This window comes from Sphingomonas sp. (genome assembly GCF_035758555.1).
Classification (GTDB): Bacteria; Pseudomonadota; Alphaproteobacteria; order Sphingomonadales; family Sphingomonadaceae; genus Sphingomonas_B.
In genome coordinates, this window is record NZ_DASTXI010000025.1 from 1 (window position 1) to 11,015 (window position 11,015).

8 protein-coding genes are annotated in these 11,015 nt (G+C 69.0%); 2 read left to right on the forward strand and 6 right to left on the reverse strand.

The genetic code is table 11. The features are described 5' to 3' along the window. Together VFT73_RS01400 and VFT73_RS01405 are read right to left on the reverse strand one after the other, a co-directional pair. Window positions 1-1,144, reverse strand: a 1,144-nt coding sequence (locus VFT73_RS01400) for a DEAD/DEAH box helicase (RefSeq protein ID WP_326408340.1), incomplete at its 3' end; no start/stop codon positions are given. Window positions 1,145-1,218: 74 nt separating this feature from the next. Further along, a complete protein-coding gene (locus VFT73_RS01405) occupies window positions 1,219-1,479 on the reverse strand; it encodes a hypothetical protein (RefSeq protein ID WP_326408341.1) in 261 nt (86 codons plus the stop codon). Window positions 1,480-1,612: 133 nt separating this feature from the next. Here VFT73_RS01405 and argJ point away from each other — a divergent pair, with 133 nt between their 5' ends. Both argJ and VFT73_RS01415 read left to right on the forward strand, forming a co-directional pair. Further along, on the forward strand, window positions 1,613-2,836 hold the full coding sequence (argJ, locus tag VFT73_RS01410) for a bifunctional glutamate N-acetyltransferase/amino-acid acetyltransferase ArgJ (protein WP_326408342.1): 1,224 nt from the start codon (window positions 1,613-1,615) through the stop codon (window positions 2,834-2,836). Beyond that, the gene (locus VFT73_RS01415) at window positions 2,833-3,276 is read left to right on the forward strand and encodes a GFA family protein (RefSeq protein WP_326408344.1); all 444 of its coding nucleotides are present in this window, start codon (window positions 2,833-2,835) and stop codon (window positions 3,274-3,276) included. Before argJ ends, VFT73_RS01415 begins: the two co-directional genes overlap by 4 nt. Window positions 3,277-3,362: 86 nt before the next feature. Here the strand turns inward: VFT73_RS01415 and trxA are convergent, their stop codons facing one another. The 4 genes from trxA to VFT73_RS01435 all read right to left on the reverse strand — a co-directional run. Continuing rightward, window positions 3,363-3,683 carry a thioredoxin gene (gene trxA / locus VFT73_RS01420; protein ID WP_326408345.1) on the reverse strand — a complete coding sequence of 107 codons (321 nt, stop codon included), beginning with the start codon at window positions 3,681-3,683 and terminating at the stop codon, window positions 3,363-3,365. A 77-nt stretch (window positions 3,684-3,760) separates the two neighbouring features. Next, on the reverse strand, window positions 3,761-7,228 hold the full coding sequence (addA, locus tag VFT73_RS01425) for a double-strand break repair helicase AddA (protein ID WP_326408346.1): 3,468 nt from the start codon (window positions 7,226-7,228) through the stop codon (window positions 3,761-3,763). Further along, window positions 7,229-10,351 (reverse strand): double-strand break repair protein AddB, encoded by a 3,123-nt coding sequence (addB, locus tag VFT73_RS01430; RefSeq protein ID WP_326408347.1) that lies wholly within the window; start codon window positions 10,349-10,351, stop codon window positions 7,229-7,231. A 58-nt stretch (window positions 10,352-10,409) separates the two neighbouring features. Then, a partial coding sequence (locus VFT73_RS01435; protein WP_326408349.1) for a nucleotidyltransferase family protein occupies window positions 10,410-11,015 on the reverse strand: 606 nt, incomplete at its 5' end.

Genomic DNA, 11,015 nt, shown 5'->3' on the forward strand with positions numbered 1-11,015 from the left:
CCGCGGTGCCGGTCATGCCGCTGAGCTTGGGATACATGCGGAAATAATTCTGGAACGTGATCGAGGCGAGCGTCTGGTTCTCTGGCTCGATATTGACGCCTTCCTTCGCCTCGACCGCCTGGTGCAGGCCGTCCGACCAGCGCCGTCCATCCATCATGCGGCCGGTGAACTCGTCGATGATGACGATCTTGCCGTCCTTGACGATATAGTCGGTGTCGAGCTTGAACATCGCATTCGCGCGCAGCGACTGGTTCAGGTGATGCACCACCTGCGTGTTCTCGAAATCGTAGAGATTGTCGCCCTGCAGCAGACCCGCGGCCTCGAGCATCCGTTCGGCCTTTTCGGTGCCGTCCTCGGTCAGGATGATCGTCTTCTGCTTTTCGTCCAGTTCGTAATCGTCGGGGACGAATTGCTTGACCACCGCGTCGACCTGCTTGTACAGCTCGGACTTGTCGTCGGTCGGCCCTGAAATGATCAGCGGCGTGCGCGCCTCGTCGATCAGGATCGAGTCCACCTCGTCGACGATCGCGAAATTGAACGGGCGCTGCACCATCGACTCGCGCTCGTACTTCATGTTGTCGCGCAGATAGTCGAAGCCGAATTCGTTGTTGGTGCCGTAGGTGATGTCTGCCGCATAGGCGTCGCGGCGCTGCTGGTCGGTCAGGTTCGGCACGATCACGCCCACGGTGAGGCCCAGGAAGCGGTAGATCTGGCCCATCCACTCGGCATCGCGCCGGGCGAGATAATCGTTGACGGTAACGACATGCACGCCCTGGCCCGGCAGCGCGTTCAGATAGGTCGCGAGCGTCGCGACCAAGGTCTTGCCTTCGCCGGTGCGCATCTCCGCGATCTCGCCGCGGTGAAGCACGATGCCGCCGATCATCTGCACGTCATAGTGGCGCTGGCCGAGCGTGCGCTTGGCGGCCTCGCGCACGGTCGCGAACGCCTCGGGAAGGATGCTGTCGAGGCTCTCGCCGTTCGCCAGCCGCTCCCGGAAGCGGACGGTCTGCTGCGCCAGCTCGTCGTCGGCGAGCGCAGAAACAGTGGCTTCGAAGCCGTTGATCTTGTTGACGATGGAGCCGAGCGACTTGACGTAACGATCGTTGGAAGAGCCGAAAACGGCCTTGGCGACTGCGCCGAACATGGAAATACCTATCGATAACTGGGGTCAGATCGGGCGCCAGCGGCACCCGGCGGTAAAGGAACAGCGCGGGCGCGCTATTCGATCCGGCGCTCGTCGACCGGGTGCGTCTGGGGCACGAAGACCAGATCGCGGGCTTCGGCCAGGGCGGGCGCTTCGACGAGCGTCGGCGCCTGCACGGATGCAAGGTGGACCGCGGCCGATTCGCCTGCCTGTTCCATGCTGCCGGACACCGCCGCCGCAATCACCGCCGGCTCGCTTGCACGCGCAGCGGCAGGACCGGCAATCAAGCCGTTGAAGCCCGCGATCAGCGCCAGGAGGTGCAGCAGCAAACGCAAACGCAAGTCCGTTCGACAAAATGGGTCCGACAACCGGCCGTGACATAGTGTCGCCCCGCGCCCGCGTCCACTGCCCGAAACGAGTGTTAGCCATATCTGGCGTTGCCCGGTTCGCGTGAGTATCGGCGGGCGCATGGCCGACCCCTCTCCCCTCGCCCGCCCGTTCCCCGACCTGCCGCCGATTGCCGGTGCCCGACCGGCCGTGGCGCGGGCGCGGTACAAGGAATGGGATCGCTGCGACCTGACCTTCGTCGCATTGGACGAAGGCACCGCGGTCGCGGGCGTGCTGACCAACAGCAAATGCGCGTCGCCCGAAGTCGAATGGTGCCGCAAGGCGCTGACGCTGGGGCGGGCCCGCGCTCTCGTCGTCAACGCCGGCAACTCGAACGCCTTCACCGGCAATCGGGGGCGCGCGGCCGTGGAGGCGATCGCGGCGCGGGCGGCGGCCCATCTGGGCTGCCAGCCGTCTGACATCTTCGTCGCCTCGACCGGCGTGATCGGCGTGCCGCTGCCGATCGACAAGGCCGAAGCGGGGCTCGACGGCGCCTTCGCCGCGCCGGCCTGCGACTGGCTTGCGGCGGCGGAGGCGATCGGCACCACCGATACCTTTCCCAAGGGCGCGGTCCAGACGGCCGTCATCGGCGGCCGGACGGTGACGCTCGCCGGCATCATCAAGGGCTCCGGCATGATCGCGCCGGACATGGCGACGATGCTGGGTTTCATCTTCACCGACGCCGCGGTCGAGCCCGGCTTCCTGCAACAGTTGCTCAGCGCCGCCAACCGCCGCACCTTTTCCTGCATCACGGTCGACGGCGACACCTCGACCTCGGACACCGTGCTCGCCTTTGCGACCGGCAAGGCGGGCAATGCGCCGCTCGCTTCGTTCGACGATCCCGGCGCAGATGCTTTCGCGGCGGCGCTGGACGCGCTGTGCCTTGAGCTCGCCCAGCTCGTCGTGCGCGATGGCGAAGGCGCGTCCAAGTTCATCGAGGTGCAGGTCACCGGCGCCGCCACCGACGGCAGCGCGCACCGGATCGCGATGAGCATCTCCAACTCGCCGCTGGTGAAAACCGCGGTCGCCGGCGAGGACGCAAACTGGGGCCGCGTCGTGATGGCCGTCGGCAAGGCCGGCGAGCCCGCCGAGCGCGACAAGCTGTCGATCCGCTTCGGCAACACCATCGTCGCCGAAGGCGGCTGCGCGGTGACCGGTTACGACGAGACGCCGGTCGCCGAGCATCTGAAAGGCCAGGAGATCGAGATCGGCGTCGACTTAGGGCTGGGCGCCGGCCGCGCGACGGTTTGGACCTGCGACCTGACCCACGGCTATATCTCGATCAACGCGGATTACCGATCATGACCGACTGGACCGGCGGATGCTGCTGCGGAACGGTGCGCTACCGGCTGGGCAGCGAGCCCTGTGACGCCGGCTGGTGCCACTGCCGGACGTGCCAGCTCAACTCCGGCGCGCCGGCGATGGCGTTCGCGACCGTGCCGTCCAACGACTATGAAGTGGTCGAAGGGCAGGACAGCGTGAAGCGCTTCGCCTCCAGCAATTTCGGCTGGCGCATCTTCTGCGGCGCCTGCGGCACGCCGCTCGGCATGCACGTCCAGCACCAGCCCGACACGATCGACTTCAGCGTCGCGACGCTGGACCAGCCCGAGCGCATCGCGCCCGGCTTCCACATCTTCTACGCCAGCCGCATCCCCTGGGCGGACGGATGCGACGACCTGCCGCGCCACGACCGCTTCCGGCCGGATACGCGGGGGCTGGAGGGGAGCAAACCTCCGTCCTCATAACCCGTTCGCTTCGAGCGAAGTCGAGAAGCGGAGCACGCCGTCCGACGCCTTTCTCGACTTCGCTCGAAACAAGCTGCGTTGAAGAATCAGAGCTCGCCTTCGAGCCAGCCCTTGATGTGGCTCTTGGGCGCGGCGCCGACCTTGGTGGCGGCGGGGACGCCGCCCTTGAACAGGATCATCGTCGGGATGCCGCGCACGCCGTAGCGGACCGGCGCGTCGGGGTGATCGTCGATGTTCAATTTCGCGATCGTCACGCGGTCGCCGAGCTCGTCGGCGATCTCTTCGAGCGCGGGGCCGATCTGCTTGCACGGCCCGCACCATTCCGCCCAGAAATCGACCAGCACCGGCCTGTCGGCCTGGAGCACGTCGGTCTGGAAGCTCGCGTCGGTGATCTGCTTGGTGGCCATGCGTCAAACTCCTTGTGTCGCGACGCTACTTAGGGACGGCGCGCGGGCGGCTCAACTGCCACGCACGCCAAAGATTGTTACGCCTCGGCCAAGCGGGGCTTGAGCCGCTCCAGCGTCTCTGCGTCCAGGGGCAGGAGCACCGGCCCTGCGGTGTAGAGCAATGCCGCCTCCACCGGCCGGTCCGGGAAAACCCGGGCAAGCGCGGCGGCATAGGCGGCCATCTGCCTCAGGTGCGATTCGGGCACATCGTCGAGCCGGGCGGGCGCCCGGCGATTGGTCTTGAAATCGACCACCCGCACGCGGTCGGCAGACACATGCAGCCGGTCGACCTTGCCGGCGACCACTCGCCCCTCCACCACCGCCGCGAGCGGCACTTCGGCCAGCGCGTCGGGCGCGAACACGTCGGCAAAGCGTGGATCGCCGATGATCGCACAGCACGTCTCGACCAATTCGCCACGAAGGCCCGGATCGCTCGCTCCGCCCGCGCCCGCCAGCCAGCGCTCGCCGGCCGTGGCGCGCCGCTCGGGCGCGATCGCGGGCAACCGCTCGAACAGCGCGTGCAGCAAGCGCCCGCGCTCGGCCGCGGCGCGCATCTGCGGCGAGGGCGGCGGATCGGCGGTCTCGTCCAGCCCGATCGATGAAGGCGCGAGCGGCCGCGGCGGCCGCGCCTCCTGCGGCGCCTGCCGACGCGCCCAGACGGGCAGAGGAGCCGCCGGCTGCCGCGATTTCTCCTCGATAGGTTTCGGTTTGCCGGCAGGCTGCGGTGAGCGCCCGGCCCATTCGAGTCGGCCATCGTCCAGCGGTTCCGCACCGAGCGCCTTCAACCCGCGCTCGACCGCCGCGTACCAACTCTCCTCAGGCGGCACGCCTTTGGCGCGGGAGCCGAGCGCGCCGCCGACATAGAGCCGCTCCTCGGCGCGCGTCATGGCGACATACAGCAGCCGCCAATGCTCCTCCCGGTCTTTGCGCTCGGCTTCCGCGAGATCGTCGGCGAGCGAGCCGGCCAGCTCGTCCTTGCGCGGACGGAACAGCGGCAGCGGCTGGTCCACGCCCTCCACTTTCCAGTCAAGCCGGTTGCGGCGGTTGGCGCCGGGATCGGTGCACGCATCGGCCAGGATCACCAGCGGCGCCTGCAGCCCCTTGGCACCGTGCGCGGTCATCACCCGCACCGCGTCCAGAGGCTGCGAGGGGTCGCGGACAATGTCGACGTCGCCGCGATCGAACCAGTCGAGGAAGCGCTGCAACGACGGCGTCGCCTGCCGCTCGAACGCCAGCGCTGCGGAGAGCAATTCCTCGACCGGATCGCGCGCTTCCTCGCCGAGCCGCGCGAGCAATTTGCGCCGCCCGTCGAGCGGGCCGGACAGGATGCCTTCGAAGAAGCGGTACGGCGTGGTGAAATCGGCCGCATTCAGGATGGCGGTGAGGTGGTCGACGGCACCCTTCACCCGTTCGCTTCGAGCGTAGTCGAGAAGCGCTAGCCCGGAGCGGGTGGAGAGGCGTTTCTCGACTTCGCTCGAAACGAACGGACTCTGACGTCTCTGACGGAGATGCCGCCACAAGCTCCCCTCGCGCGGCACTGCATTCGCCAGCAATTCCTCCTGGCTCCAGCCGATCAGCGGGGACACCAGCAGGCTGGCGAGCGTCAGGTCGTCATCCGGCTGCAACGCGAACCGTGCCGCCGCGAGCAGGTCGCGCACCGCGAGCGGCGCATTCAGCCGCAATCGGTCGAGGCCAGCCACCGGCACGCCCTCGGCATAAAGCCGCGCCACGATCAGCGAGGCGAGGTCGCCGCGCTTCCTGACCAGCACCATGATGTCCTGCGGCCGCAGAGGCCCCTTGCCTAGCATCATCGGCTCCGCGAGCCAGGCCTTGATCTGGCGGGCAAGGCCAGTCGCGAAGGTCCGCTGGGCGTCGTCGACCCAGCCTTCCTCGCCCTCCTCGTCTTCTGCCTGCTCGGCGGAGAGGGGTTTCCAGAGCGTGACGAGGCCGGGTCCCGCGACCGCGCTGCGGTGCGGCTCGATCCGCACGCCCTCGCCAAGCGCGCCTTCCGGCAGGCCCGCAATCGTCGCATCCACCGCCTCAAGCACCGGCGGTGTCGAGCGGAAGGATCGGTCGAGCGACAGATCCTTAAGCTGCCAGCCCTCGACACCTTCGATCCGCTCGCGGAACCACTCGCGGGCACCGTTGAACAGGTTCGGATCGGTGCCCTGAAAACCGAAGATAGCCTGCTTGAAATCGCCGACCGAGAAGATCGTCCGCAGTTTCAGTCCCTTGCGCCCAATTCCTACATAGAATTCTTCGGCAAGCTTGCCGATGATGGCCCATTGGTTGGCGTTGGTGTCCTGCGCCTCGTCGACCAGGATGTGGTCGGTCGCCTGGTCTAGCTTATAGCGAATCCACTCGCCCATGCCGGGTTCGCCCAGCAGCCGCACCGTGGCGCGGATCAGGTCGTCGAAATCGACCACGCCCGCGGCCCTTTTCGCCTCGACATAGGCGACCGCGTAGGCGCGGCCGGCCTCCAGCGCCGCCGCGAACAGGTCGGCCAGCCGCGCGCGAATACGCAGCTCGATCAGCTCCCTGCACCGCCCGTGCAGCCGATTGGCGAGTTCGGCATAGCCGCTGGTCTGCGGCGCCTGACCCTTGCCGAACGAGCGCGGATCGCCCTTGGCCGTCGCCCAGACGCTGTGCAACTCCTCCAAAGCGAGCGCGCGATCCCCCGACGACAGGCCGCGCCACCGGCCGATGATCTCCGCCCGATCGAGGCCCTTGGCAGTCCCCCAGTCGCGATTGTCGAACGCGACCTGCTCCAGGCTGGCGAGGTCGAACAGCGCATCGCCGCATTGCTCGGCGATATGCGCCTCGATGTCGTCGACGGGGATCTCGAGCGCGCGCCGAACGAACGGCGCGATGCCGGACGGCAGTTGCGCCATCGCGTCAGGCGCGCGGGCGCAGTCGCGCAGGAAGGACTCGGCGCCGTCCTCGCCCAGCCGTCGGCTCAGCGCCTGCAGGTCGGCGATCAGCCCGCGCCGTCCCTCGCGCTCCGCCTGCAGCACCAGGTCCGCGAGCACGCGACGGGCAAGCGCCGCTTCCTCGCGCCCCTCCAGCGGCCGCATGCCGGGGGCAAGCCCCGCCTCCAGCGGAAAGGATGCCAGCAGCGCCTGCGCAAAACTGTGGATGGTCTGGATACGCAAGCCGCCGCCGCGCGCGTCGAGCACCCGCGCGAACAGGCCGCGCGCATGGGTCCGCGCCTCGGGTCCGCTTTTCTCGCCGAGCGCTTCGAGCTCCTTGAACAAGGCCGTGTCGTCCGCGCGCACCCAATGCGCCAGCCGCTCGCTCAGCCGGTTCGCCATCTCCGCGGCGCCGGCCTTGGTGAAGGTCAGGCACAGGATAGACGACGGATCGGTGCCGGGCCTGAGCAACAGCCGCAGCACGCGCGCGACCAGCACCTGCGTCTTGCCGGTCCCGGCCGACGCCGACAGCCACACCTGCGCGCGCGGGTCGGACGCCTCGCGCTGCTCGGGCTGGAGAGGAGGGAGAGGCCGCATTCAGCCCCTATCCCGTTCCGGGAGAGGGAGGGGCCCGCTCGCCGCAGGCGAGTGGGAGGGTGAGGGGGAGCGAGCGGCCACGCTCGCTGTGCTTCGCTCTGCACCCCTCACCCAGCTCGGCTTCGCCGAGTCGCCCTCTCCCGCAAGGGGAGAGGGGCTGGCATCCCGGCCGTACCATTCGTCCAGCCGCATCAGCTGGTCATAATCCCCGTAAGGCGCATGCTCCGGGTGCAGCTTCGCCGTGAACGGCTCGGCGCCGGTCAACCAGCGTTCGACCGCGCCTTGCAGGTTGCTCGCCGCGCGCGCGACGAACTGGTCGGTGAAGATGCGCCCGCCCTTGCCCGCCGGATCGACCGGCGAGACGATCTTGCCGAAGCCGTCCTGCGTGTTGCGCGCGAGCGACCAATATTCGAACGCGCCCGCGGTGCCCGCCACGCCGTCGAACGCGCCACGCTCCGCCATCAGGCCGATCAGCCCCAATTGCTGCGCATAGCCGCTTGCGACCTGTTTCGGCGAAGGCGCGTTGCCGGTCTTGTAGTCGACGATGACGAGGCTGCCATCGGGCCGGCGGTCGATCCGGTCGGCAATGCCCTTCAGCGTGACGCCGAACACGTCGAGCTCGCCCTCGCATTCGACCGCGAGCACCTTGTGCCCTTCGGCCTTGCGCTCGGCCATTTCGGCGGCGATCCATTCGATCGCCTCGATCAGCCGCGGCTCCCACAACGCGCGCATCAGCGGGTGCGCGTCGGCACCGGCCAGGAAAGCCTCTGCGCGCGGGCGAAGCTTCGCCGGGTCGCAATCATCCTCTTCCGCCCATTGCTGGAGGACGAGGTGAACCGCCGTCCCTCGCCAGGCGGCGGTCGGATCGGCGTCGACCATATCGAGCGGGAACAGCTTCAGCATCGCCTTTGCGTAGAAAGCGAACGGATCGGCCTTCAGCCGGTCGAGGTCGGTCACGGACAACCGCTTCGGCCGCTCGGCAACCGGCGGTGCGGGCGCCGGCCGGAGCGAAGGTTTCGTTTCCTCGACTCCGTCCAGCGCCTGCGCCCAATGTTTGAGCCGCCCGGCGCGCGGCAAGCCACCGGTCAGCGCCTCCAGCCGCAGCCAGAAACGCGAGGCGACCGCCGGCCCGCGCGCATCGCGTCTGGCCCGCGTGATCAGCACCTGCGGCGCGCCAAGCGCCCCGGCGAAGCTATGGGCGGCGAGACCAATCCGCGTCTCCAGCCCCGGCAGGCCCAGCTCCGCACGGATGCGCGGCGCCAGCCACGGATCGGGCGACGGCAGCGCCGGCCACGTCCCTTCGTTCAGCCCGGCGAGGATCGTCAGGTCCGCCTGTTGCAGCCGCGCTTCGATCAGGCCCCGAATGAAGATGCGCGGATGCCCGCCCTGCGGCGGCCGCACCGCGACGCCGTTCATCAGCTCGGTCAGCATCGGGCCAAGCGAGTCAGGCGCAATCCGCGCCGGCCCTTCGGCGCCATGCCCCTCCAGCCCGGCGAAAAACTCGGCGGCGGCACGCCCGGCCGGCTTTGCCCATACCTCGTCGCCGGCCAGCCGCTCGGCGGCCTCGCGGACCGCTGCCAACAGCTCCGCAAAACTCCCAATCTCGCTCGTCCCGAGCGTAATCGAGGGGCGCTGCTCGGACTCTGTACCCGCGTCCTTCGACTGCGCTCGGGATGAGCGGGAAAAGACTTCTTCCAGTGGCCCAAGCCACTCCCTCGCCCGCTCCGCCGCGACTGCCTCCGGCAAATGCGTCAGCCCAGGCGCAGGCCGAGGGCCGCGCAGCTTGCGGTCGAGCCGGCGCACCTGCTCCAGCCACTCCGCTCGCCCCTCGCCTGCCTGCACCAGCGGATGCTTCAACAGCGCCAACAGCGGCACCGGCGCGAACCGCTCCGCCGCGGCTTCGACGATCGCCAGCAGCAGAGTGCCCGGCGGCGTCACCGACAGCGGCACGCCCGCCGAATCGTCGGCCTCGATGTCCCACCGCTTCAGATGCGCCGACACGCGTTGCGCCAGCCCGCGATCCGGCGTCACCAGCGCGGCGGTGCGTCCCGGCGTCTCCAGCGCCTCGCGCAGCGCCAGCGCGATCGCCTGCGCTTCCTCGGCCGGCGTCGCGACTTCGAGCAACTCGACGCCGGAGCGGTCGCGCTCCTTGCGGGGCAGGTCGGTCCATTCCGTCGTGAAGCGCGCCGGCGCCAGCGCGTTCGAGATCAGCCGGCTTCGCCCGGCCCGCGCCGCGTGGCCGCCACCCCAGCGCCAGCGCTCGACTTCGCCGCGTGCGACGCCCATCCGGTCGAGCAGCAGCTTCAGATGATATTGCGGATGCGTCTCGACCGGCCGTTCGGCGACCTCGGCGTCGGGATCGGGCCGATGCGGGCCGAGCGCCGCCCATTGCTCCTCCGGCATGCCGGTGTCGAGCGCGTCGAAGACCACCCGCCCGTTCGACATGAACGCGACCGTCCTCAGCACCGCCGCGACCGCAGGCGCAGCGGTCGATATGCCGGCGGCTACGACAAATCCCGGCGGCGGCGTCTCGCGCCAGCGCTTCGCGACGCGTTCCAGCAGCCGGTTGCGGCGATCGCTCAGGTCGATCCGCCCCAGCCGCGCCAGCTCCTTCGGCCATTGTTCGAGCACCAGCGCGAACAGCTCCAGTGATCGCGCCCAATGCTCGGTCAGCTCGCCGACATCGATCTCGCGCAGCCGCTGCGGCGGCACGCCTTCGACATGCAGCTGGTCGAGCGTGCGCGCGAGCTCGGCGGCCAGCCGCATCGCCTCCGCGCCCGCAGCGCCGCCGCTCTCCTCGATTAGCCGCGCCAGGATCAGCTGGCGCTGCAACGGATCGACTGCGGGCGGGATCGGTTCCGCGTCGATCGGATCGAGGAAGGCGCCGATCCGCTCGTCCAGCTCGGGATCGCCGATCGGCACCAGCCGCGGCAGCAGCAAGCCACCCTCGGCACGGCGCACGAATGCGTCCTGAACGGCACGCGCCGCCCGGTTGTTCGGCACCAGCACCAGCCCACGCGCGAGCGTCATCCGGTCCCGCCCTTCCCGCGCCATCAACCCGGCGACGAGCGCGTCGGCAAAGCTGCGATGCGGCGGGATGGTGTAGACGGAGGGGCGGATCACACGCCGAGAATAGCGGGCGGATGGCCCAAGTCGAGCACCTTTTGTTCCGCTTTGGCGCTTATTCCTGCGCCAGCAGGGCCTCGGTCCGCTTGATCGCCGGCGGGTTGCCGACTTCGAACCACAGGCCGTTGTGCACCTGCCCGAACGCGCGTCCCTCAGCGATCGCGCGATCCCAGAGCCGGTTCAGCGAGAACGGCTCGGCCTTCGCGCCTTCGAACAGGCGCTTGGAGACGATCTGGACGCCTGTGTACACGAACGGCGCCACCCGTCCCTGCTTGCGGCGCGTGATCCGGCCGCTACCGTCCATGTGGAAGTCGCCACGGCCCGGATAGCAATTGGCCCGCGCGAAAGGGACCAGCAGCAGCAGCGCGTCCATTTCCGCGTCGTTCCACCGTGCCGCCAGCGCACGGATCGAATCGGTCGGCCCATCGACCCACAGGCTGTCGCTGTTCACGATCAGGAATGGATCATCGTCGATCAGCGGCAGCGCCTTGACCAGCCCGCCGCCGCTATCGAGCAACTGCTCGCGCTCGTCGGAGATAACGATATCAATGCCCTGCACGCGGCGCTTCAGATGCGCTTCCAATGCGTCGGCGAGGTAGTGGACGTTGACGACCGCGCGCTTCACGCCCGCCGCTTTCAGCCGGTCCAGCACATGATCGAG